Below are 23,809 nucleotides of genomic sequence, written 5' to 3'. Positions count from 1 at the left end.
AAACGGAGACACCATGTCCGCCATCTGCAGTGGCATCAACAACACAAAACCCTGGCGATCCGCTACGCCTCATGCCATCCGAACGTCAACATCGCGCAGCGCCACGCGCGCCCTCATGCACAAACTTTAACGACAGGAGAAACAACGATGCTTCAACATAGCCTGGTGCGGCGATCCGCACCCATACTGGCCGGTCTCATGCTGCTCGCCGCCGGCGCGGCCCATGCCGCCGACATACGCGTGGTCAGCTCGGGCGGTTTCGCCCAGGCCTACAAAAACCTGGCGCCCGCCTACGAGCGCGCCAGCGGCGACCATCTGCTGTCCGAATGGGGCCCGTCGATGGGCACCACCAAAAATGCGATCCCGGCGCGCCTGGCACGCGGCGAGCCGATCGACGTCGTCATCATGGTGGGCGACGCGCTCGACAAGCTGATGCAGGAAGGCCGTCTGGTCCCCGGCAGCAAGGTGGTCCTGGCCAATTCGCCGATTGCCTGCGCCGTGCGGCGCGGCGCGGCCAAGCCCGACATCAGCACCACCGAGGGCTTGCGCAGCGCCTTCCTGCAGGCGCACAAGGTGGCCTATTCGGACAGCGCCAGCGGCGAATACATCGAGAAGCAACTGATGAAAAAACTGCACATCTCGGAACAGATGCAAGGCAAGGCCGCAAAAATTCCCGCCACCCCCGTCGGCGAGATCATCGCGCACGGCGAGGCCGATTTTGGCTGCCAGCAGCGCAGCGAGCTGCTGCCGGTCGAAGGCATCGCCATCGTCGGCCTGCTGCCGCCGGAAGTGCAGAAGATGACGCAGTTTTCGGCGGCGCTGGTCCCGGGCGGCAAGGAACCGGAAGCGGGCCGCGCCCTGCTGCGCTTCCTCGCCGCCCCTGCCAACGCCGGCGCGATCGAAGCGACCGGACTGGAACCGGCAGCGGCGCCGGCGCCAGGGTCAATGCCAGTCACGCACTAGGCGGCGTCATTCATCTTTCATCAAGAGGTAAACCATGGCCATTCCCTCCACCGCCACGCCCGTCGCCCGGGCCGCGCCGCCGCGCGCACAGGTACGCCCGCCCTCGCGCATCGCCACCGTCATCCGGGTGACGAGCGGAAACTTCATCGAAATGTACGATTTTTTCCTGTTCGGCTTTTACGCCACGTACATTGCCAAGGCATTCTTCCCCGCCACCAGCGAATACGCGGCCCTGATGATGACATTCGCCACCTTCGGCGCGGGTTTTTTCATGCGGCCGCTGGGCGCCATCATCCTCGGCAGCTATATCGACCGCATCGGCCGCCGCAAGGGCCTGGTGCTCACCTTGGCCATCATGGCTTCCGGCACGGCGCTGATCGCCTTCGTGCCCGGCTATGCCACCATCGGTTTGCTGGCGCCATTCCTCGTGCTGATCGGGCGCTTGCTGCAAGGTTTCTCCGCCGGCGTGGAGCTGGGCGGCGTGTCGGTCTACCTGTCCGAGATGGCGACACCCGGCAACAAGGGCTATTACGTCAGCTGGCAATCGGCCAGCCAGCAAGTCGCCATCATCTTTTCCGCCGCGCTGGGCTACTTTCTCAACGAGACCTTGAGCAAGGAGTTCATCGCGGACTGGGGCTGGCGCATCCCGTTCTTCATCGGCTGCTCCATCATTCCGGTGGTGTTCTACATCCGCCGTTCGCTGCAGGAGACCGAGGCCTACCTGACGCGCAAGTCCCATCCGACGTTCCGGCAAATGCTGGGGACGATCACCCTCAACTGGCCGCTGGTCGCCGCCGGAACGATGCTGATCGTGCTGACGACGGTCGCGTTCTACCTGATCACCGTCTACACGCCAACCTTCGGCAAGAACGTGCTCAAGCTGAGCACCGAGGAAAGCCTGCTCGTCACGCTGTGCATCGGCCTGTCGAACTTCCTCTGGCTGCCCGCCATGGGCGCGCTGTCCGACCGGATCGGGCGCTGGCCGATCATGGCCGCGTGCTCGGCGCTGACGGTGCTGACGGCGTATCCGGCCCTGTCCTGGCTGGTCGCCCATCCCAGTTTCGACCACATGCTCATGGTGGAGTTGTGGCTGTCCTTCCTCTACGGCAGTTACAACGGGGCCACCATCGTCGCGCTGACGGAAATCATCCCGGCCAGCGTCAGGACCACGGGCTTTTCGCTGGCCTACAGCCTGGCCACCGCACTGTTCGGCGGCATGACGCCGCTGGTGTCGACCTTGCTGATCGAGAGTACCGGCGACAAGGCGGCGCCAGGCTACTGGATGGCGGGCGCCGGCGCCATCAGCCTGCTGGCGACGTGGCTGATCTATCGCGGCATCGTCAGGGAACGCCATCCGGTCCCGGCGTGAGCCAATCCCGCCTGGCCAGCGGGATGGAACTATGGCCAGACGGGCCGGCGCATGTGGAACAGGCTGTCCGGCCCGATCTCGAAATAATCGGCCGGCCCGCCGCCGCGCAATATCGGCGCCGCGGCGGCCGTGTCGTACACGCCATCGGTCAGCAGGTGGCGCGCGATATGCACGCCCACCACTTCCCCCAGCACCAGCCAGCTGCCGACACCGTCGCCATTGACGCCTTGCAGCTCGATGATCTGCGTGCGCCGGCATTCGAAGGACACGGGGCTTTCGGCCACGCGCGGCACGTTGACGATGCGCGAGGCGGCCGGCGTCAGGCCGGCCAGTGCGAATTCGTCGACCTCGGGCGGCGCCGGCGCGCAGCTGGCATTCATCGCCCCGGCCAGCGGACGCGTTGCCAGGTTCCACACGAATTCACCCGTCTGTTCGATATTGCGCAAGGTATCCTTGCGGCCGATGCTGGAAAAGCCGATCAGCGGCGGCGTGTAATTGAACGCATTGAAAAAACTGTAGGGCGCCAGATTGAGCACGCCTGCGCCGCTGCGCGAGGCGATCCAGCCGATGGGCCGCGGCCCCACGATGGCGTTGAACGGATCATGCGGCAGGCCATGGCCCTGTGCAGGTTCATAAAAGTGAATATTGTCGGACACGCGCGTTCCTGAAGTCGAAGTCAAAGGCGCCCGGGATGGAACGCCTGAAGTGACAGCTTACTGGAATTGTTGCCACCACGTTGCCGGCCCGCCGGCGCCAGGTGCGCCCGCGCGCAGGCCACCAAGGCGACAATTGTATGGCGCGCCACACCATGCCTCGCTTATGATGGCACAACTCAACCCTGATCATTGCGCTACCGCCCATGCTTACACTCACGCTGCACCAGAAAGTGTTCCTGCTCCTCCTGAGCATCGTCACCATCGGCTTTGGCTGGATACTGGCGCCGTATGCGGGCGCCATCTTCTGGGGCGTCATCCTGGCGATCCTGTTCGCGCCCGTGTACCGCTGGCTGCTGGGGAAAACGAAGGGCCGCGCCGGCCTGGCGTCGCTGCTGACCTTGCTGCTGATCATCGTCATCGTGATCCTGCCGCTGTCGCTCATTTCCGTGTCGCTGGTGAACCAGGCGGCCAGCGTCGTGGAAATGGTACGTTCGGGCGAAATCACGGTCGGCATGTTCTTCAATAAAATCATGGCGGTGCTGCCGCAATGGCTGATCAATTTGCTCGACCGCTTCCACTTGTCCAGCCTGGCCAGCCTGCAGGACAAACTGGCCGAGGGCGCCACGCAGCTGAGCCAGGTGGTGGCGGTGAAAGCCATCAATGTGGGCCTGTACACCTTCGAATTCCTCACCAGCCTGTGCATCATGCTGTACCTGCTGTTTTTCCTCATGCGCGACGGCTCGGCCCTGTCGGCCCGCATCAAGGGCGCCGTGCCGCTGAGCCGCAAGTACAAGCAACGCCTGTTCACCAATTTCACCACCGTGATCCGCGCCACGGTAAAAGGCAATATCCTCGTGGCGATCGCCCAGGGCGCCCTCGGCGGCCTGGCGTTCTGGTTCCTGGACGTACCCGCGCCCCTGCTGTGGGCAGTGCTGATGGCCTTCCTGTCGCTGCTGCCTGCCGTCGGCGCCGCCCTCGTCTGGGCACCCGTGGCCGTCTACTTCCTGGCCACGGGCGCCATCTGGCAAGGCGCAGGCCTGGCCGCCTTCGGCGTCTTCGTCATCGGCCTGGTCGACAACGTGCTGCGCCCCATCCTGGTGGGCAAGGACACCAAGATGCCCGACTACGTGGTGCTGCTGTCGACCGTGGGCGGCATGGCCCTGTTCGGCCTGAACGGCTTCGTCATCGGCCCCGTGGTGGCGGCCCTGTTCATCGCCTCGTGGGACCTGTTCGTCTCTGCAAGCGAATTCCAGGCCGAGGATTGAGGCGTGGCGGCCTGGGCAGCCGGGGAGCCGACGCGTATCAACCTTGCAATACAGAAGCTTGAAATACAGGAACATGATTTTTCTCTCGGCCAGCGTCCCCATGGCCGGTACATCGCCGCGATTATCCTGCTGCACCTGGCGCTGTTCTGGGTAGCCACGCGGCCCGCACACACAAGAATCGGCCACGATGACCGGGTCTGGCTGCAGCTGATGCCGCCACTGCCGCCAGCAACAGAGGTCATTCCACCCGCCACGCCAGTTCCGGCGCCGGCACGTCCGCCAGCCCTTCCATCGAGCGCGGCAAGCGTGTCGCCACCGAAGGAGGCGACGGCACCGGTGCAGGACCAGCCGCAAGACGATGCCCTGCCGGCAGAACCGGTGCCTGCCGCCCCCAGGGCCGCCCCCCTCACTCTGGCGCAACAGGCGCTGCAGGCAGCCGGCGCCATCGACCGCCAGCTGCGCGCCGAGCATCCGCAGGAGTTCGTGGCGCCGCCCGACACGCCGCAGACGCGCCTGGCAAAGGGTTTCGCGCAAGCGCATGCGGCTGTCAAACCGAAGTGGTTCGAAGCGGCCCGCATCGAACTGTGGAGTGCGCCAAACGACCCCAAGCGCATCTACCGCGTCATCACGGCGACCGGTGAATACTGCATCTATATGCCGGACAAAGGCAACATGACCTTGAACCTCAGCGCGCGATCCGGCTATGCCGGTTTCGGCGAAGGGACTGCGGCGCCTTGTCCCATCCGGTTTTAACAGCGGGTGCTGCTGTATAACGGCGAATGGCAGCCTGGCATTCGGAGGGGGCACCGTGTCATCCTGCAGAAACAACACCGTCAAAACCCGGCCTGCCGGCGGCGCCACTTGCGCTTTCCGAAACAGGCCGGAACAGCCTGGCGGCAGAGTGTCCGCCTGCGCCGGTCGGCCTTGGCAACTATCCACATGAGACCGCATTTCATATCAACTATCACGTTGCAATAGTATATATTTAGCAACGAATTGAAAAATATAGTTTTTGACGCGGCGGGCGCCGCGGCGTAGTGTCGGTCCTCCCGACAACCACGTAACGAGGAGCTTCCCATGGCAAATCCACTGTGCTTAATGATGCCGGTATTACCCGGCACCAATCCGACCGCCATCGCCGCAACATTGGTGGAATACCAGACGAAGATCAATGCCGCCCTCACCGAGATCGGCACCGTGCACTTTGCCCGCTTCACCCTGCTGGACCGCTCCCAGCCCAATCTGCTGCCCAACCTTCAATCGCTGGGCCCTTCCGATACCCTGATCATCGGCGTGATCACCGAGTATGACGGCAGCTTCAACGACTACATCGAAGATTTCGTGGACCGGCTGGGCGACGCATTCGACGCACTGCTGCAGTTTGTCGTGGGTGGCAAGGCGTTGATGCCCGTTGCCAAGCACGTGACCGCATTTGAAGCCTTCATCACGGCCAACGACGCCGCGCAGCACGTGCCCAATACAGGCCTGTATAGCGCCTATCCGCAGACCGTCCAGAAAATCCTCGCCTCGGTCTGAACCGAACACCACGCCGGGGCTGCGCAAGCGGCCCCGCCACCCTGCCAGCCACCACCCCAGCCCCCGGAGACAGCATGGCCGATCCCACCATCGATTACGACGACGTGCAAGGCACGATCCTGCGCGGCTACCGCGTCAACCTGGCGCGCCATTTCATCTTCAGCATCACGGATGCGGCGCAGGCACGGCGCACCATCGCGTCCCTGCTCGACGGCAGCGACGGCTTGCCATCCATTACCACCGCGCGCCATATCCGCCCCAAGCCGCCCTGCTTCCTGAACCTCAGCTTTACCGCTCCCGGCCTGTCGGCGCTGGGCGTTGCCGCGACCGACCTTGCCACCTTTGACCAGGCATTTCAACGGGGTGCCGCCGACCCGGCCAGCGTCGCGGCCGTGGGCGACGTGGGCGACAGCGCCCCCGAACACTGGCTCGGCAACCTGGGGCCGGCTACCCAGCGTGGCCAGGTGCATGCGTTGTTAAGCCTGTGGGTCAGCGAATCGACGGAGGTGCTGGAGGCGACCTCGGCTACACTACGCCACGCCTTTGCCGCCGGCTGGCGTGAACTGTATGCGCACGACGGCGTGGCCCTGCCAGGCAACCGCGTGCATTTCGGCTACCGCGACAGCATCGCCCAGCCGGATGTCGATGGCGCCCCGCAGCGCAAGCACGAGCACGACCCTGATCCGCTCAACAGCGTCATGACGGGGGAATTCCTGCTCGGCTATCAGAATGAGAACGGCGGCACCTACCAGGTGCAGCCGCCGCAACTGTCCACCAATGGCAGCTATGCCGCCTTCCGCATCTTGGAGCAGGACGTGCCCCTGTTCGACAGCATCCTGAGCCAGGGCGCGGCCAGTTCCGGGCTCAGCACCGAAATGGTGGCCGCCAAGATGTGCGGGCGCTGGCGCAACGGCAATCCGCTCGTGCTCAGGCCGGACGAGGCCGGCCCCGTGCTGCCGGACGCCAGCCTGAACCGCTTTCACTATGTCGATGGGCAACCGGAACTGGACGACACGCTGGGCCTGAAATGCCCGATCGGTTCGCATATCCGCCGTAACAATCCGCGCGACGAAGCCGTCGTGGGCGCCTCCGCCCGCCACCACCGCATCGTGCGGCGCGCCATGCCCTACGGTAGCGAATATGATCCGGCCGCCCCCATCGCAGAGCAGCGCGGCCTGGTCGGCTATTTCATCAATGCCAGCCTGCGCAATCAGTTCGAATTCCTGATGAAGCAGTGGAACAATGATGATGCTTTCGTCAAATCGGCCGTCGGTCCGGCCGGTCCAGAGGCGGGCAATGCCACGCTCAACATCAGCGGCCAGGACGTGTTCCTGGGTGTCAACGACCCGGCCGTCAGTTCCTTCACCTTGCCCGGCGTGGGCCCCAAGGGCAGCGGCAATACCCAACTGCAGCATTTTTCACGCAGCGTCATCACGCGTGGCGGCGTGTATTGCTTCTTCCCCAGCATCACGGGATTGCGCTACCTGGCGAACCTCGGCTAAGCGGCGGGCGGGACACGGATGCAAGCGGGAACGGCCCGGACCGCTTGCATTGATCCTGTCATTGCACCATCGTTGCAGCACGCGTGTGTTGCCAACCTTGCACAGGAGATCCCAGCGTCTCGCTGATACTTTACGGCCACCCCTTTTCCTCGTGCACGCAGATTTCCGCTGCTGGTGGACGAGGAGCGCAACGTCGCCGAAAAGCGGGACCTCGCGTGCGCGTGGCTGGAAGCCCGTCTGGCGGCAAGACGCGGGCCGCCGGCGAACGCTTCAGCCTGGCCGACTGCGCCGCCGCCCCCTCGCTGTTCCATGCGGATTGCACGCAGCCGATTCCCGCAGCGCGATTGAGGCGATTCAGCCAAACACGGGCCGGAAAAAGCTGCGCTCGTAGCTGACGATGCAGCGCGTCTCCTCGGCATAGCGGAAGGCGGCCTGGCAGTCGGCATCCTGCATAGAGTCGATGCGGTACTGCTCGTACAGGGCCAGGCTGGGAAACGAGAACATGGCCAGCGCGACGTTGCTGGCGCCTTCGGACGGTAAAAAGTAGCCGTGGTGCTGGCCGCCGAAGCGTTCGACCAGCGGTATCCACAGCTTGCCGTAGGCTTCGAATTCCCGCAGTTTGTACGGGTCGATGATGTAGCGCAAATAACAGGTAATCATGCGGTTTCCTTGTGAAGGTTCAAATCCATCAGCATGCCCGCTTCCCAGGAACCGATGGCGGCCTGCGGAGAACCAGGCAAAAAGTCCAGCGCGCAGGGATACATAAAATCTTTCTGCGCCAGCACGCCGAGCCCGGGCCAGCCGTAAAACAGCAGCTTGCCCTTGCCGATGCGCCCCAGCGCGCTGCCGTCGGGCAGCCAGCGCAAGGCGTCGCCCGTGCCGCCGCCCGCCTCCACGGGCACCCTGGCCAGACAACTGCCGTCGGCCAGCGCGTACACGGACAGATACTGCGCGCCGCCCGCATGGTGCAGCACGGCCAGGGACTCGCCGTCCGGCGATGGCGCGCACGACATCATGCCTGGCAGCGACAGCACCATGCGCCCGCCGCCGTCTTGCAAGGGCCAGTCCCACACGCTGCAGTAGTCGGGCGGCTGCACCTGTCCCTCGTCCACCGATTTGACGCCATGCTGGAGCAGCAAACGCCGCCCGCCGTCGATGGCGCAGACTCCCCGCAGCATTTCGCCCGCATGCGCCTGCGTGAAAAGCGTCTCGCCCGTTTGCGCGTCGCGCATCCGCAGACGGCCATCCCAGCCGCCGTCGGCCAGATAGCGGCCGCACGGCGACCATGCGGGACCGCAGCCTTCGCCATCCTTCTTGTTCTGCAAGTTCAGCAGCAACTGGCCCGCCTGCGCATCCACCACGGCCAGCTGGACCGTCGTGCTCTTGATGGCGATCCGGCCGCCGTCGGGCGAAAACGCCATGCTGGAAGCATGCGCGATGAATTTGCCGCGCCACAGTTTCTGCCGCGCCGCCACGTCCCACAGCACCAGGTCGCGCCCCAGCACGGCCAGGCGCGTGCCATCCGGTGAAAAGCGCACGCCGTAGCTGCAGCCCAGTTTCAGGGGCTTCGGCCTTGCCGTCATGGGCGCGCCAGCCGGTACACGACGCTGTCGATATCGTAATGGCGCTCCATGCCCGCGTACTGCATGCCCAGGCGCGTCATGACCTTGATCGAGGCGGCGTTGTCGGGATGGGCCACGGCCACCACGGCTGGCGCGCCGACGACGTCGAACGCGTGCGCGACGATGGCGGCAGCCGCTTCGCTGGCATAGCCCTGGCCCCAGCCTGTACGCGCCAGGCGCCAGCCGATTTCATGCGGTTTATTCTTGTCTCCATCGAGATGCTGCAGGCAAGCCATGCCCACCATCTCGCCATCGTCGAGGCGGATCAGCGCCCACCACGAATAGCCCCACTCGGCCCAGCGGCCCGTGATGCGCGTGACGGCGGCGCGTGTATTTTCTTCCGTCTCCGGCTGGCCCGCGTTCAGATACGTCATCACCTCGGGATCGGTGTTGAGGGTGCGCATGCGCTCGTAGTGATTCTCGGTGATCGGTTCCAGGCGCAGACGCGCCGTCGTCAGTATGGTCATCGCATTTCCTTGGACGAAAAAAAAGACGATACACGATCGTCTTTTTTTTGCAAGAGCGCACGCGATTACTTGCCTGCTTCGCCCTTCTTGATCCACGCCGCCAGTTGGTGCGGACGCAAGCCGTCATAGTCTTCGAACGGCTGATGGATCCACGGGTTGTGCGGCAGTTCGTCGAGGAAGTAGTCAGGACGCACGACGGAGCAGCCTTTCAGCCAGATCACGGCCGATTTGACTTCGGTCACGTCAGGGAAGTTTTCCTTCAGGTGACGCGTGACCTTGTCCAGGGTAACGCCGGAATCGGCCAGGTCGTCGACCAGCAGGATGCGTCCGGCCAGCGGGCCCTTGGTCATGGTCATGTACTTGGCGATATCGAGGTCGCCGCGCACCGTGCCCGCGTCTTCGCGGTAGGAGCTGGTCGACAGGATGGCCAACGGCAAATCAAAAATGCGCGAGAACACGTCGCCTGGACGCACGCCGCCGCGCGCCAGGCACAGTACCTGGTCGAATTTCCAGCCCGATTCGTAGACCTTGAGCGCCAGGCGCTCGATCAGGCGGTGGTATTCTTCCCAGTTGACCCAGAGATGTTGATCGTTCGATTGTGGGGTAGTCATGATAGTGGAATCTTATTATTAGCGTGATTAAAAAAATCCGCCTTGCGGCGGATTGTGTCCAGCAGCTTACTCGAATGGGTGGCGCAGCACGATCGTTTCTTCACGATCCGGACCGGTCGAAACCATGTCCACCGGCACGCCGACCAGTTCTTCGATGCGCTTGATGTAAGCGCGCGCCGTTGCCGGCAAGGCCGCCAGCGATTTCGCGCCGACCGTGCTTTCCGTCCAGCCTGGCATTTCTTCGTACACTGGCACGCAACGGGCGGCTTCTTCAGCGCCCGATGGGAAGATGTCCGTGGCCACGCCGTCGATGGTGTAGCCGGTGCACAGTTTCAAGGTTTCGATACCGTCCAGCACGTCCAGCTTGGTCAGGCACATGCCCGTCACGCCGTTGATCTGCACGGAGCGGCGCAGCAAGGCGGCGTCGAACCAGCCGCAGCGGCGGGCACGGCCCGTCACGGTGCCGAATTCATGGCCGACTTGCGCCAGGTGGTGGCCAACGCCCGCATCCGTTGGCAGTTCCGAAGGGAACGGGCCGGAACCGACGCGCGTCGTATAGGCCTTGGTGATGCCCATGATGTAGTGCAGCATGCCTGGGCCCACGCCCGAACCGGCGGCGGCATTGCCGGCCACGCAGTTCGACGAGGTGACGAACGGATAGGTGCCGTGGTCGACGTCGAGCAGGGAACCCTGCGCGCCTTCGAACAGCAGGTTGGCGCCGGCCTTGTGCGCCTTGTACAGCGCGCTCGACACGTCGGTGACCATAGGACGCAGACGCGGCACATAGGCCAGCGCGTCGTCGAGGGTCTTCTGATAGTCGACTTTCGGCGCCTTCAGGTAGTTTTCCAGCACGAAGTTATGGTAATCGAGGTTCTCGGCCAGCTTTTCGGCGAAGCGCTTCTCGTTCAGCAGATCGGCGATACGGATTGCGCGGCGCGCCACCTTGTCTTCATAGGCCGGGCCGATGCCCTTGCCGGTGGTACCGATCTTCGCATCGCCACGCTTGACTTCACGCGCCAGGTCGATCGCGGTGTGGTAAGGCAGAATCACGGGCGCAGCGTCCGACACTTTCAGGCGCGAGGCGACTTCGACGCCGACGGCTTCGAGCTTGTCGATTTCGCGCAGCACGTCAGGCACGGAAACGACCACGCCGTTACCGATGTAGCAGGCGACGCCTGGACGCATGATGCCCGACGGGATCAGCTGCAGCGCGGTTTTGACGCCGCCGATGACCAGCGTGTGGCCTGCATTGTGGCCGCCCTGGAAGCGCACCACGCCCTGGGCGTGATCAGTCAACCAATCGACGATCTTGCCTTTACCTTCATCGCCCCATTGGGTGCCGATGACAACAACGTTCTTTGCCATAATTTTCTTTGACATCACTCAACCTAAGTTTTTAAGAATCCAGCTACTACCATTATCGGCAAGTACCAGCACGCGATCGCACTCGAACTCGTCTTGTTCATTACTGTGACCCGGCATACTCTGGATCACGACCTCGCCCGCCTTGCGCAACTCGGCGATTTTTTCCTTCAATTCTGGCGCGCTGCCCCACGGCGCGCGGATCGAATGCTTCCGTTCCGCGGTCGGCAACAGGCGCGCCAGTTCGCGCAAATCGAGCGAGAAGCCGGTCGCGGGACGAGCCCGGCCGAACGCTTCGCCGACGTGGTCATAACGGCCGCCGCGCGCAACCGCGTTCGGCAAGCCAGGTACATACAGCGCAAACATCGCGCCGCTTTCATATTGGTAGCCGCGCAGGTCGGCCAGGTCGATCGCCACTTCGGCGCGACCCAGGGCGGACCCGGCCAGCGCGGCCAGTTCGGCCAGCGCCTTGAGCACGCCAGGCAGCGGCGGCAGCACTTCGCGCGCACGCGCCAGCACGTCGATGTCGCCATACAGGTTCGGCAAGGCCAGGAGCGCGTCGCGCGTCACGGCATCGTAGGATGCGGTCAGGGCACGCAGGCCCGGCGCATCTTTCGCGCGCAGCAAGGTGTACAGCGCAGCCTCGTCGCGCACCGCTGCGGCGTCTTGCGCAATGATAGCGCGCAACAGGCCGACGTGCGACAAATCCAGGCGGACAGAGTCGAAACCGGCCAATGCCAGCGAAGCGAGCGCCAGTTCCTGTATCTCGGCATCGGCTTCCAGGCCGGCGTGGCCATAGATTTCGGCGCCGATCTGCAGCGGCTCGCGGGTGGCGTGCAGACCCGACGGACGGGTATGCAGCACACTGCCGGCGTAGCACAGGCGGGTGACGGTGGCACGGTTGAGCAGGTGCGCGTCGATGCGCGCCACTTGCGTCGTCATGTCGGCACGCAGGCCGAGCATGCGGCCCGACAACTGGTCGACCAGTTTGAACGTGCGCAGGTCGGTATCCTTGCCAGCGCCAGTCATCAGCGATTCCAGATACTCGAGCAGCGGCGGCATCACCAGTTCATATCCGTACAGACGGAAATTATCCAGCATGAGGCGGCGCAGCTCTTCGATCTTGCGCGCTTCCGACGGCAGAACATCGGCAATATTTTCGGGCAAAAGCCAATTCGGCATGGGGGAGCGAGATACGGAAGAAAGTTGAAAAAATGCATCATGCGAGGCAGCGGCGGGCGCGCCAGGCAAGAGGCCGAACCTGATATTTTACGCGAAAACACGGGCCTTTAGGGATAAGTTGTCCGAATCGCTGCCGCACAGCCCTAAAAACACCGCATTTTACGCCTTCCCGCAACAGCTTGACAGGCACAAAAAAACGGGGCCGGCATCTATGCCGGCCCCGCTGCTGCTGCCACCCGTCCTTGCGGCCCGGTGCAGTCTCGATGCGGCCTTACTTCCTGGACGGAGCGGCGCTGCCGTTGCCCTTGAAGTACTTGAAGAATTCCGAACTCGGATCGACCACCATCACGTCGCCCTTGTCCTTGAACGTGGCGCGATAGGCTTCCAGGCTACGGTAAAACTTGTAGAACTCCGGATTCCGGCCAAATGCTTCCGCATACACCTGCGACGCCTTGGCATCGCCCTCGCCGCGGATCTTCTCGGCTTCGCGATACGCTTCGGCCAGGATCACCGTGCGCTGCTTGTCGGCGTCGGCGCGGATTTTCTCGGAGTCGGCCGAACCGGTCGAACGCAGCTCATTGGCCACGCGCACGCGCTCGGACTTCATGCGGTCGTACACGGAGTTGTTGATCTGCTCGACGTAGTCGACGCGTTTCAGGCGCACGTCGACGATGCCCACGCCGATGGACTTGGCTTCGGCCGAGACCTTCGCCAGGATCGCTTCCATCACCTTGCCACGCTGGCCCGAGATCACTTCGCGCACGGTGCGCTTGGTGATTTCGTCGTTCAGCGCTGCCTTGACGATTTGCGACATGCGGTTACGGGCACGGCTTTCATCGCCACCGAAACTGCGGAAATACAGTTTCGGATCGGAGATGCGCCATTTGACGAAAGCATCGACGAGGATGTTTTTCTTTTCGGCCGTGATGAAGCGTTCCGGCTCCGGCGTGTCAATGGTCAGCACACGCTTGTCCAGGTACATCACGTTCTGGAACGGCGGCGGCAGCTTGAAGTACAGACCCGGCGTGCTGATGACTTCCTTGACCTCGCCGAGGGCGAAGACGATGGCGTATTTACGCTGATCGACCACGAACACGGTCGAGGACAAGAGCATGATCGCGATAAAGCCCGCGATCAGGGCGGCGACGATACGGTTCATTAGCGGCTCTCCCGTTCACGCGAAGAGCGGCTGTCGCGGCGCGTATTGACTTCTACTGTCGGCATGGCTTCCTGTGGCAAAACGGTATTGGCTGCGGGTGTCGCGGCAGCACGGGCGGCGGCAGCGGCAGCGTCGGTGGCAGCCGTCTGGGCGATCAGTTTGTCGAGCGGCAGGTATAGCAGATTGCTGCCCGTCTTGGCGTCAACCATGACCTTGCTGGCACTGCTGAACACTTGCTGCATCGTTTCCAGATACATGCGGTCACGCGTCACAGCCGGCGCCTTCTGGTACTCGACCAGCACCTGCTTGAAACGCGACGCATTACCTTCGGCATTCTCGGTCACCATGGAACGATAAGCCTCGGCTTCCTGTATCAGGCGGAATGCGGCACCGCGCGCCTTGGGAATGACGTCATTGGCGTAAGCCTGGCCTTCATTCTTCTGACGCTCACGGTCCTGGCCTGCCTTGACGGCATCGTCGAAGGCGGCTTGCACCTGCTCCGGCGGCTGCACGGCCTGCATCGTCACGTTGGTGATGAAGACGCCGACCTTGTAGCGGTCGAGAATCTGCTGCATCAGCTGCTGCGTTTCGAAGGCGACCTTCTCGCGTCCTTCATACAGCACGAAGTCCATCTTGCTGCGGCCGACCACTTCGCGGATCGCCGTTTCGGCGACCTGGCGCAAGGTGTCTTCCTGGTCGCGCACGTTGAACAGCCACTCGCCCGGGTCTTTCAGCGTGTACTGCACCGCGAACTGGATGTCGATGATGTTTTCATCGTCCGTCAGCATCAGCGACTCGCTGGCCTGCTTGTTGCGCAAGGAAGTGCGGTAACCGACTTCCACCGTGCGCACCTGCGACACGTTGACGGTTTCGTCGGTCTGGAACGGGTACGGCCAGCGCCAGTTGAAACCGGCGGGCGCGGTGCGCGTAAACTTGCCGAATGTCAGCACGACGCCACTCTGGCCCTCTTGCACGATGAAGGCGCCGCTGGCGAGCCAGATGAAGACGGCGATCACGCCGACCACGCCGGCGGTGATGCCGGCGCCCTTCATGTCCGGACGCGGACCACCGCCGCCGCCGTTGTTATTGCCGCCGTTGTCGGGACGGTTCTTCTGTCCGAAAAATGCGTTCAGGCGCTGGTTGAAATCGCGCCACAACTGATCGAGGTCCGGCGGACCTTCGCCGGGCTTTTTGCCTTCTTGGGCTTTCTTGCCGTCGTCCTTGCGATTGCCCCAGCGGGGATCGTTCAGGGACAACTTCAAGCCTGTTTTTTTGAGTAGGGAGACAAGCATAACTATCGTGTTCCGACTTGGGAGTGGGTGGAAATCGTATCGTCCTCGCCAGGCTCTTCGTCCTGGTCCGGGGCGGCGCCATCGTGCTGGTCGTACTGACCGTCCAACTGATCTTCCTGCCGTGCTGCGTCGTTCTGATACAGGTGGGCCGAACCGGGCGCCTTCCTGGCCATCTCGACAATCGCATCGCGCAGCAGGTCAAGCCCGCTGCCCTTCTGCGCACTGACGAACACGCGACTGATCGTAGCATATTCGTCGCGCTCCACCGAAGGCTCCAGCCCGGCCGCATCGATCTTGTTCCACACGAGGATCTGCGGAATATGATCGGCGCCGATCTCTTTCAAGACCAGGTTGACCTGCTCGATCTGCTCCATGCGCACCGGCGACGCAGCGTCGACGACATGCAGCAGCAGATCGGCATGGATGGTTTCTTCGAGCGTGGCACGGAATGCCGCCACCAGCTGATGCGGCAATTCGCGCACGAAGCCGACCGTGTCCGAGATCACCACATTGCCCACTTCCTGCCCCAGGTAAACGCGGCGCGAGGTGGTGTCGAGGGTGGCGAACAACTGGTCGGCGACATACACGCCGGCCTTGGTCACGGCATTGAACAGGGTCGACTTGCCGGCATTGGTATAGCCGACCAGGGACACCGAGAATGTGTGATTGCGGCCGCGCGCGCGGCGCTGCGTTTCGCGCTGCTTGTGTAGTTTTTCCAGGCGGGCGCGCAATGCCTTGACGCGGTCGCCGATCAGCCGGCGGTCGGTCTCGAGCTGCGTCTCGCCGGGACCGCGCAAGCCGATACCGCCCTTTTGCCGCTCAAGGTGGGTCCAGCCGCGGATCAGGCGCGTGGCCAGATGCTGCAGCTGGGCCAGCTCGACTTGCAGCTTGCCCTCGTGGCTCTTGGCGCGTTGCGCGAAGATGTCGAGGATCAGGCTGGTACGGTCGAGCACGCGCACATTCAGGCGCTTTTCCAGATTGCGCTGCTGGGCAGGTGAGAGGGCGTGATTGAAGATGACGATTTCCAGGCCATCGTTGACGACGACGTCGCCAATTTCATCGGCCTTGCCGCTGCCGACGAAATACGCGGAATCGGGACTGGAACGCTTGGCCGTGATGGTGGAAATCGGGTCTGCGCCAGCCGAACGCGACAACAGCATGAGTTCCTCCATGCTGGCGGCGAAGTCGCTGTGACCGAAGTCAACCCCGACTAGTGCCGCGCGCATGATGGCATCCGATGAGTTGCTGCGGACGCGAACGCCGACGCCGATGCCAACGCATCAGCGCCGCTGGCGCGGACGGGGGCGATGGAGGGTGAAAGGCGCTGGGCCGTCAAGCTCAACGCTTTACTCCGCTTCAGATTCAATATTGAGATTGACGGCACGGGCCGGCACCACTGTCGAGATGGCATGCTTGTACACCATCTGTGTCACCGTATTGCGCAGCAATACGACATATTGATCGAACGATTCGATATGGCCCTGCAATTTAATGCCATTGACCAGGTAGATCGAGACAGGAACATGCTCTTTGCGTAATGCATTGAGGAATGGGTCTTGTAACAGTTGCCCTTTGTTGCTCATAACAGCTCCGTTGTTTATGTTGTTGTGTAAGAATTGGAGGCGACTCGCTTGATTTCAAGTGCTCTCACACCTTTCAAAGAAAGAAAGATGCGTCATAGCTACTGTAACCTGTTTTCGCGATCGCTGTCGCGCATGGCGCATTAACACTTTATTATTTTCGTGCAAGAGCCATTGAATTGGCTGCCGGCGCCGCATTATCTCTGCGGCGCCTTAATATGCGCTTAATGCAGCCTTTAAATCATTACTTGCTTGGCGTGCGTGCAAACGGGTTTTTACCCGTACGCAGTTCGATGCGCAGCGGCGTGCCGACCAGCGCAAACGTATCGCGGAAATGTTTCTCCAGATAGCGTTTGTAGGGATCGCCAACGGCGTCGAGCGCATTGCCGTGAATGACGATCACAGGCGGGTTCATGCCGCCCTGGTGAGCGTAGCGCAGCTTCGGACGAATCGAACCCTTGCGGCGCGGCTCCTGCTTCTCCACGGCCTCAATCAGGGCGCGCGTCAGCTTCGGCGTCGACAGGTCGCACATGGCGGCCGCATACGCGGCGTTGAGCGACTTCATCAGTGGACCGATGTTGGTGCCCTTCAGCGCCGAAATGAAATGCATCTGCGCGAACGACAGGAAATCGAGCTTGCGGTCGATATCGATCTTGATTTCATCACGCTCGTGCGATTGCAGGCCATCCCATTTATTCACGGCCACCACCAGCGCGCGGCCCGATTCCAGGATAAAGCCGGCGATATGCGCGTCTTGCTCCGAGATATCCTGCTGCGCATCGAGCATCAGCACGACCACATTGGCTTCGGAAATCGACTGCAGGGTTTTCACCACCGAGAATTTCTCGATCGCTTCAAACACCTTGCCGCGGCGGCGGATACCGGCCGTGTCGATCAGGGTGTATTGCTGGCCATCGCGTTCGAACGGAATCTCGATCGAATCGCGCGTCGTGCCCGGCATGTCGAAGGCGATCACGCGCTCTTCGCCCAGCAGGGTGTTGATCAAGGTCGACTTGCCCACGTTCGGACGGCCGACGAGGGCAATCTTGATGCCGCGGTCGGTCTTTTCCAGCTCTTCAGGCTCATCCGGACGCTGCGCGAACGCCAGGTCCAGCATCACTTCGACGAGGTCGTTGACACCGTCGCCGTGCGCCGACGAGATCGCGTACGGATCGCCCATGCCCAATTCATAGAATTCGGACACGACGGCCGTATAGCGCATGCCTTCGCTCTTGTTGACCACCAGCAAGACCGGACGGCCGCTCTTGCGCAGGAAGTCGACGATGGTCTTGTCATGCGGAGTCAGGCCTTGACGGCCGTCCACGATGAATACCACCACGTCGGCCTCGGCCACGGCCTGCTTGGTCTGCAGCGCCATCTGGTGCATGATGCCTTCCTTGGCGACGGGTTCGAAACCACCCGTATCGATGACCAGGAAGGGACGTTCGCCGACACGGCCTTCGCCATAGTGACGATCGCGCGTCAACCCAGGCAAATCCGCCACCAGCGCATCGCGCGAGCGGGTCAGACGATTGAATAAAGTCGATTTCCCAACATTGGGTCGACCTACTAGTGCAATTACCGGCTTCATTGTATTACTCGACCGCGAGAGCGGTCACTGTCCCTGATTGGGTTTGAAAAATCAAATTCGAACCGGCAACAACGGGAGCCGAAACAATCGGGCTACCGTCGGTGCTGACACGACCTATTAATGCGCCATCTTCCCGTGACAGGAAGTGGATGTAACCTTGATAGTCACCGACGGCGACACTGCGGCCGTAGGAGGCCGGCGTCGACAGGCGGCGGCGCGCCAGCGCCTCATTCTTCCAGGCGCTCTGGCCGCCTTCGCGGCTGAACGCCACGACGGCGCCCTGGGCGTCGGCAACAAACACGAAACGCTGGTCAACGGCCACGCCCACATCGGACGAGATCGGCTTGGTCCAGCGCGGCACGCCCGTGGCGGCATCGAAGCAGCCCGCCTTGCCCTGGTACGTGACGGCGCACACTTCGCCTTCGAACACCACCGGCGTGCCGGCGATGTCGGAGACGCGCTCCAGTTCGGTAGCGCCGCGCGGTTCGCTGACGACGATCTCCCAGCGTACCACACCGGTGGCCGCCGTCAGTGCCAGCAGCTTGCCGCCCGGCTGGGCCACGTAGATGTTCGCACCGCCCAGCACCATGCCCGGCGCATTGCGCAAGGTCAATGCCGGCGTGGCGCGCTGTACCGTCCACTTGCGCTCGCCCGTCCTGGCGTCGAAACCCACAATGCGGTTGTCCACGCTGCGCACCACGACCACGCCCTGCCCTACGACGGGTGCGGTCAATACTTCGCTGGACGCCTGCGCCTTCCACAACTGCTTGCCGTCGGCATCAAACGCCAGCACCGCGCCCTTGGCGGCGCCCACGGCCACGACCGTGCCATCGCTGCCGGCGCTGGAGGTGATGTCGCTGCCGGCCTTGATGCGCCACGTTTCACGGCCGCTGGCCGCATCCAGGCGCGCCAGCGCGCCATCGGCATTGACCACGTACAGGCTGTTGCCAGCCAGCGCAGGCGTGAACGCGTACACGCCGGCCTTGCCGATCGAATACTTCCAGGCGTCGCGCACGGCGATGCTCGATTTTAACTCGACCAGCTTGGCCGGTTCGACTTTCGGATCTTTCGAGGCGAACGGGTTCCAGGACGAGCAACCGGCCATCAGGGCCAACAGACTTGCAGCTACCAGCTTTTCAGTGACACGCATAAGTGTTATCCAACCTTTTTCTTGTACTTGTAAGGGCAAGGCAGGCGGCGCACAACGCCGCGTGACCCGGCCATCAGTGTTCCTGTCAGGCGGCAGCCTTGTCAGCCTTGGCCTTGTCTTCCGGCACCGTACCGCCGATCGCTTCCAGTTTGACCTGGATCAGTTGACGGCCTGGATTGTTCTTGTCCGTCGCAGCTATCGCGGCCAGGTAAGCGGTGCGGGCATCGGCCAGCTTGTTTTGCGCCACCAGGATGTCGCCCTTGCGGTCGGCCACGGCGCCGGCAAATTGCGCCACGGAAGCCGTCGCCAGCACCTTCAACGCTTCATCGTAGGATTTTTCGTCCAGCAAGACACCGGCCAGGCGCAGCTTGGCGATGGCCTTGTACTCTTCCGTGCCATGCTCGGCTACCCATTGCAGCTGGGTCTTGGCCGTTTTCAGGTCGTTCGCGTCGAACGCCACCTTGGCCGCGGCCAGGGCGCTCATCTGCGCATATGCCGTGCCGCCGAAACGCGACTGCATGTCGCTGGCCGCGCGCATCACTTTGGCCGTGTCCTTGGCGGCGATGGCGTTTTGCAGTTCGTCGTACAGCTGGCCCGCTTGCGCAGCCTGCGTGCGCTGGTAGTACTGCCAGCCAGCCCAGCCGCTATAGCCTGCCAGCGCCACGATCAGGACCCAGGAGGTCAGATTGCCATTGCGCTGCCACCAGGCCTTGAGGGTTGCCAGTTGTTCTTGTTCTTCGTGATCGTATGCCATGGGTCGTCAGTTTGAATGAGTAGTTGATCGAGGGTAGTACGGTCTTGCTGCAAATCAGTGGTGGTGATGCACGTGGCCGCCAGGACCGTGGTCGTGGCCGCAATCGTGGTCGCCGATGATCTGGTCCACCACGTAATCGACGACATCGTCGAATGGCACCGTGTTCTGCTGCGCGCCGGCATCGGCTTCGCGCATGGCTTTCACCGTCGCGACATGATTGGCGATTTCATCGTCGCCCATGATCACGGCAAACGCCGCGCCGCTGGCATCGGCCTTTTTCATCTGCGTCTTGAAGCTGCCGCCACCGTTGCTTGCTGCGCAATGTAGCACAACGTCGAGGCCTGCATCGCGAATCCGCTCGGCCAGCACGAAAGCTTGCAAGCCTGCCTGCTCGCCCTGGTGCACCAGGTAGACGTCGCACTGGGCCGGGGCTTCCGGTTCGGCCGCGTCCTTCATCAGCAGCACCAGGCGCTCGACGCCCATGCCGAAACCGACGGCCGGCGTCGATTTGCCACCGAACATTTCCACCATGCCGTCATAGCGGCCACCGGCGCATACCGTGCCCTGCGCGCCCAGCTTGTCGCTGACCCACTCGAACACCGTGCGGTTGTAGTAATCGAGGCCGCGCACCAGGCGTGGATTGATGGTGAACGGGATATTGTTGTGGTTCAGGATCTTCTGCACGCCGTGGAAGTGGGCCAGCGATTCCTCGCCCAGGTAGTCCAGCAGCTTCGGCGCGCCATTGACCAGGTCCTGCATGGCAGGGTTCTTGGTGTCGAGGATGCGCAGCGGATTGCTGTGCAGGCGGCGCTTGGCTTCTTCGTCGAGCAGCTCGCTGTGGCTTTCCAGGTAGGCGATCAGGTCGGCGCGGTGGCGCAGGCGCTCGTCCGCGTCGCCGATCGAGTTCAGCTCCAGGCGGATGCCTTCCAGGCCCAGGTCATCCCACAGGCGGCGCGACAGCATGATGATCTCGGCGTCGATATCCGGGCCCGTGAAACCGATGGCTTCCACGCCAAACTGGTGAAACTGGCGATAACGGCCCTTTTGCGGACGCTCGTGGCGGAACATCTGGCCCTTGTACCACAGGCGTTTCGGGCCTTCGTAGACGAGGTTGTGCTCGACCACGGCGCGCACCACGCCGGCCGTGCCTTCGGGCCGCAGGGTCAGGTTGTCGCCGTTCATCGAATCGGTAAACGAATACATTTCCTTTTCCACGATATCGGTCACGGCGCCGATGGCGCGCGCGAACAATTTCGTTTCTTCCACGATAGGCGTGCGGATCTGCTGGAAGCCGTAGCTTTGCAGCACGGATTGCGCCGTGTTTTCAAACAATTCCCACAGTGGGGCGTCGGCCGGCAGGATATCGTTCATGCCTTTGACTGCGGTGATCTTGTCGAGCTTTTTATTTTCGGACATAGTGTTCTCTTTAACTTGATTGTCGGATTACGCGCGTAGCGCTAATCCGACCTACGCTGCTGCGCCATAATGGCTTTTAACATAATTGAGGACGATGTCCTGGAATTCCTCGACGATGCGTTCGCCGCGCAGGGTAACGACTTTTTCGCCGTCGACAAACACGGGCGCGGCCGGCGACTCGCCCGTGCCGGGCAGGCTGATGCCGATGTTCGCATGCTTCGACTCGCCAGGGCCGTTGACGATGCAACCCATGACGGCCACGTTCATCGCTTCCACGCCAGGATACGATTTCTTCCATTCCGGCATCTGCTCGCGCAGATACGTCTGGATGTTGTCGGCCAGTTCCTGGAAGGTGGTCGACGTCGTGCGGCCGCAACCAGGGCAGGCGATGACCATGGGCGCGAACTTGCGCAAGCCCATGGTTTGCAAAATTTCCTGGCCGACGATGACTTCGCGCGTGCGGTCGCCGCCCGGTTCGGGCGTGAGCGAAATGCGGATGGTGTCGCCGATGCCTTCTTGCAGCAGCACGGCCAGGGCGGCGGTGGACGCCACGATGCCCTTGCTGCCCATGCCCGCTTCCGTCAAGCCCAGGTGCAGCGGATAGTCGCAGCGCTGCGCCAGTTCGCGGTACACGGCGATCAGGTCCTGCACGCCCGAGACCTTGCACGACAGGATGATCTTGTCGCGCGCCAGGCCCAGTTCTTCGGCGCGCACGGCGTTTTCAATCGCCGACGTCACCAGCGCTTCATACATGACGGCTTGCGCCGGCCATGGTTCGGCCCGGCCCGCGTTTTCATCCATGATGCGCGCCAGCAAGGCCTGATCCAGGCTGCCCCAGTTCACGCCGATGCGCACCGGCTTGTCGTAGCGGCAAGCCGCTTCGATCATTTGCGCAAATTGCGTGTCGCGCTTGGCGCCCTTGCCCACGTTGCCCGGGTTGATGCGGTACTTCGACAGCGCGCGCGCGCAATCGGGGTAGTCGTTGAGCAGCGTATGGCCGTTGTAGTGGAAATCGCCCACCAGCGGCACGTCGATGTCCATCTTGTCGAGCTGCTCGCGGATGTAGGGCACGGCCGCGGCCGCTTCCGGGCGGTCCACCGTCAGGCGCACCAGTTCCGAACCGGCACGCGCCAGTTCCTTGATCTGGATCGCCGTGCCGATGGCGTCGGCCGTATCCGTGTTCGTCATCGACTGCACCACCACGGGGGCGTCGCCGCCCACCCAGATCTGGCGCTGGCCGTGCGCGATCAGCACCTTGCGGCTGTCGCGCCGGCCGGATGGCCCGGAGCCGATCGCTGTTTTCGAGGTAGCCATAAATATTATCTTCTGAGTTTGCTTGAACGATGACTGCAATTATTTGATGCTGACGCGCGAAATCGTGCCGCCGGCAACGGTCGGCAGATCCAGCTTGGCGCCGCGCAAGGTTGCCTGCACAACACCAGGCTTGCCCACCACCAGGGTGGCCGGTCCCGTGATATCGAACGTTTCCGTGCTGCCCGCCTTGACCATGCGCGAAATCAGCGGCGTGCTGCCGGGGCGGCGAATCTCCACCCAGGAGTCCTGCTCCACCTTCAGCACCAGCGCATTCGCGCCCACGGCAGCTGCAGCGGCGGGCGGCGCGACGGCAGCCGTCGCCGCTGTCGCGGGGGCTGGCACGGCGGCTGGCGGTACGGCGGCGGCCGGCGCCGAAGCGGCAGGAGCGCCCGTCTGCGTATCATTGCCTGGCGGCGGCGGCACGGAAATCAGGGGCACGGACGGCGACTGCACGGGCGTCAAGTCCTGGCCCGGCTTGATCAGGGTCGTTTCCACGGGGCCCACGTCCGCATGCGCGGTTTCTTTCCCGGCCTGCGAGGACAGCAGGCTGGCCGGTACATAGCCGAGTTTATAGGCGCCAAAGGCGGCCGCCACGACGACGGCCACGGCGCCAGCGATCCAGAGGGGAGTCTGGTTCGACGAGCGCTGCGTCATCGACGGGAAGCGCGATTCGGAAAACGTGGCGGAAATTTCACGCCGTACGGGCGCGGCCGGGTCTTGCGCCGGCGCCGGGTGGACTTCGATCATGGCCACCAGCGGCGCCGCGTCGAGACGCACCACCTTGGCGTAGGCGCGCACGAAACCGCGCACCACGGCCACGTTCGGCAAGGCCGCCATGTCACCCTCTTCCAGCGCGATCACCTGGCGCGGCGCCAGCTTGAGCTGGTCGGCCACCTGTTCCACTGGCCAGCCCAGCGCTTCGCGCTGCGCCTTCAACTGTGCGCCTGCCAACGCAAGATTGCCCTGGGGCTGCTGCTGAGGCGTTTCTGCCCGCTCTGAATTCATTGGTATTCCTGTC

Annotated in this window: 23 protein-coding genes; 6 read left to right on the top strand and 17 right to left on the bottom strand. The window is 63.0% G+C overall.

All coding sequences use genetic code 11. From position 1 onward, the window contains the following. Positions 1-147: 147 nt before the first annotated feature. Entirely contained in the window at positions 148-963 is an 816-nt protein-coding gene (locus AC54AF_RS18515; RefSeq protein WP_496637704.1) for a substrate-binding domain-containing protein, read from the top strand. Between the two features lie 34 nt (positions 964-997). Next, positions 998-2,332, top strand: a complete 1,335-nt coding sequence (locus tag AC54AF_RS18510) for an MFS transporter (protein ID WP_496637703.1) — start codon at positions 998-1,000, stop codon at positions 2,330-2,332. 29 nt (positions 2,333-2,361) lie between these two features. Here AC54AF_RS18510 and AC54AF_RS18505 read toward each other — a convergent pair whose 3' ends face one another. After that, positions 2,362-2,988, bottom strand: coding sequence for a flavin reductase family protein (locus AC54AF_RS18505; protein ID WP_496637702.1), 627 nt, complete (start codon positions 2,986-2,988; stop codon positions 2,362-2,364). A 203-nt stretch (positions 2,989-3,191) separates the two neighbouring features. Here AC54AF_RS18505 and AC54AF_RS18500 point away from each other — a divergent pair, with 203 nt between their 5' ends. The 4 genes from AC54AF_RS18500 to AC54AF_RS18485 all read left to right on the top strand — a co-directional run bounded on the left by AC54AF_RS18500 (position 3,192) and on the right by AC54AF_RS18485 (position 7,291). Beyond that, positions 3,192-4,253 (top strand): AI-2E family transporter, encoded by a 1,062-nt coding sequence (locus AC54AF_RS18500; protein ID WP_496637701.1) that lies wholly within the window; start codon positions 3,192-3,194, stop codon positions 4,251-4,253. Positions 4,254-4,256: 3 nt separating this feature from the next. Beyond that, the gene (locus AC54AF_RS18495) at positions 4,257-5,006 is read left to right on the top strand and encodes a hypothetical protein (RefSeq protein ID WP_496637700.1); all 750 of its coding nucleotides are present in this window, start codon (positions 4,257-4,259) and stop codon (positions 5,004-5,006) included. Between the two features lie 324 nt (positions 5,007-5,330). Then, positions 5,331-5,789 carry a hypothetical protein gene (locus AC54AF_RS18490; protein WP_496637699.1) on the top strand — a complete coding sequence of 153 codons (459 nt, stop codon included), beginning with the start codon at positions 5,331-5,333 and terminating at the stop codon, positions 5,787-5,789. 74 nt (positions 5,790-5,863) lie between these two features. Continuing rightward, a complete protein-coding gene (locus tag AC54AF_RS18485; RefSeq protein ID WP_496637698.1) occupies positions 5,864-7,291 on the top strand; it encodes a Dyp-type peroxidase in 1,428 nt (475 codons plus the stop codon). A gap of 354 nt (positions 7,292-7,645) precedes the next feature. Here AC54AF_RS18485 and AC54AF_RS18480 read toward each other — a convergent pair whose 3' ends face one another. From AC54AF_RS18480 to AC54AF_RS18405, 16 genes are all read right to left on the bottom strand, one after another. Continuing rightward, positions 7,646-7,951 carry an NIPSNAP family protein gene (locus tag AC54AF_RS18480; RefSeq protein ID WP_496637697.1) on the bottom strand — a complete coding sequence of 102 codons (306 nt, stop codon included), beginning with the start codon at positions 7,949-7,951 and terminating at the stop codon, positions 7,646-7,648. Further along, positions 7,948-8,874 carry a WD40 repeat domain-containing protein gene (locus tag AC54AF_RS18475; protein ID WP_496637696.1) on the bottom strand — a complete coding sequence of 309 codons (927 nt, stop codon included), beginning with the start codon at positions 8,872-8,874 and terminating at the stop codon, positions 7,948-7,950. Before AC54AF_RS18475 ends, AC54AF_RS18480 begins: the two co-directional genes overlap by 4 nt. After that, on the bottom strand, positions 8,871-9,380 hold the full coding sequence (locus tag AC54AF_RS18470; protein WP_496637695.1) for a GNAT family N-acetyltransferase: 510 nt from the start codon (positions 9,378-9,380) through the stop codon (positions 8,871-8,873). Before AC54AF_RS18470 ends, AC54AF_RS18475 begins: the two co-directional genes overlap by 4 nt. Positions 9,381-9,445: 65 nt before the next feature. Beyond that, a complete protein-coding gene (locus AC54AF_RS18465) occupies positions 9,446-9,991 on the bottom strand; it encodes a phosphoribosyltransferase (protein ID WP_034752020.1) in 546 nt (181 codons plus the stop codon). Positions 9,992-10,057: 66 nt separating this feature from the next. Then, positions 10,058-11,371, bottom strand: coding sequence for an adenylosuccinate synthase (locus AC54AF_RS18460; RefSeq protein ID WP_096236844.1), 1,314 nt, complete (start codon positions 11,369-11,371; stop codon positions 10,058-10,060). A gap of 3 nt (positions 11,372-11,374) precedes the next feature. Further along, positions 11,375-12,535 carry an ATP phosphoribosyltransferase regulatory subunit gene (locus AC54AF_RS18455; protein WP_035820702.1) on the bottom strand — a complete coding sequence of 387 codons (1,161 nt, stop codon included), beginning with the start codon at positions 12,533-12,535 and terminating at the stop codon, positions 11,375-11,377. A gap of 271 nt (positions 12,536-12,806) precedes the next feature. Continuing rightward, positions 12,807-13,694, bottom strand: a complete 888-nt coding sequence (gene hflC, locus AC54AF_RS18450) for a protease modulator HflC (protein ID WP_131688177.1) — start codon at positions 13,692-13,694, stop codon at positions 12,807-12,809. Next, complete coding sequence (hflK, locus tag AC54AF_RS18445) at positions 13,694-14,986, bottom strand: FtsH protease activity modulator HflK (RefSeq protein ID WP_496637694.1); 1,293 nt, start codon at positions 14,984-14,986, stop codon at positions 13,694-13,696. Before hflK ends, hflC begins: the two co-directional genes overlap by 1 nt. A gap of 2 nt (positions 14,987-14,988) precedes the next feature. Next, entirely contained in the window at positions 14,989-16,212 is a 1,224-nt protein-coding gene (gene hflX, locus AC54AF_RS18440; RefSeq protein WP_496637693.1) for a GTPase HflX, read from the bottom strand. A gap of 120 nt (positions 16,213-16,332) precedes the next feature. Further along, the gene (hfq, locus tag AC54AF_RS18435) at positions 16,333-16,569 is read right to left on the bottom strand and encodes an RNA chaperone Hfq (protein ID WP_008450615.1); all 237 of its coding nucleotides are present in this window, start codon (positions 16,567-16,569) and stop codon (positions 16,333-16,335) included. Between the two features lie 241 nt (positions 16,570-16,810). Beyond that, positions 16,811-18,157: a ribosome biogenesis GTPase Der gene (gene der / locus AC54AF_RS18430; RefSeq protein WP_034752028.1), complete on the bottom strand. Its 1,347-nt coding sequence runs from the start codon at positions 18,155-18,157 to the stop codon at positions 16,811-16,813. A gap of 4 nt (positions 18,158-18,161) precedes the next feature. After that, positions 18,162-19,307 (bottom strand): outer membrane protein assembly factor BamB, encoded by a 1,146-nt coding sequence (gene bamB / locus AC54AF_RS18425; protein WP_496637692.1) that lies wholly within the window; start codon positions 19,305-19,307, stop codon positions 18,162-18,164. A gap of 85 nt (positions 19,308-19,392) precedes the next feature. After that, positions 19,393-20,061 carry a YfgM family protein gene (locus AC54AF_RS18420; protein ID WP_496637691.1) on the bottom strand — a complete coding sequence of 223 codons (669 nt, stop codon included), beginning with the start codon at positions 20,059-20,061 and terminating at the stop codon, positions 19,393-19,395. 54 nt (positions 20,062-20,115) lie between these two features. Then, positions 20,116-21,477 carry a histidine--tRNA ligase gene (gene hisS / locus AC54AF_RS18415; RefSeq protein WP_496637690.1) on the bottom strand — a complete coding sequence of 454 codons (1,362 nt, stop codon included), beginning with the start codon at positions 21,475-21,477 and terminating at the stop codon, positions 20,116-20,118. Positions 21,478-21,528: 51 nt separating this feature from the next. After that, positions 21,529-22,791, bottom strand: coding sequence for a flavodoxin-dependent (E)-4-hydroxy-3-methylbut-2-enyl-diphosphate synthase (gene ispG / locus AC54AF_RS18410; protein ID WP_496637689.1), 1,263 nt, complete (start codon positions 22,789-22,791; stop codon positions 21,529-21,531). 39 nt (positions 22,792-22,830) lie between these two features. After that, positions 22,831-23,742, bottom strand: coding sequence for a helix-turn-helix domain-containing protein (locus AC54AF_RS18405; protein ID WP_496637688.1), 912 nt, complete (start codon positions 23,740-23,742; stop codon positions 22,831-22,833). Positions 23,743-23,809 lie beyond the last annotated feature (67 nt).

Source organism: Janthinobacterium sp. JF4 (genome assembly GCF_059617925.1).
Note: the sequence above shows the minus strand (reverse complement) of the source record. Positions and strands in the feature narration are given on the sequence as shown.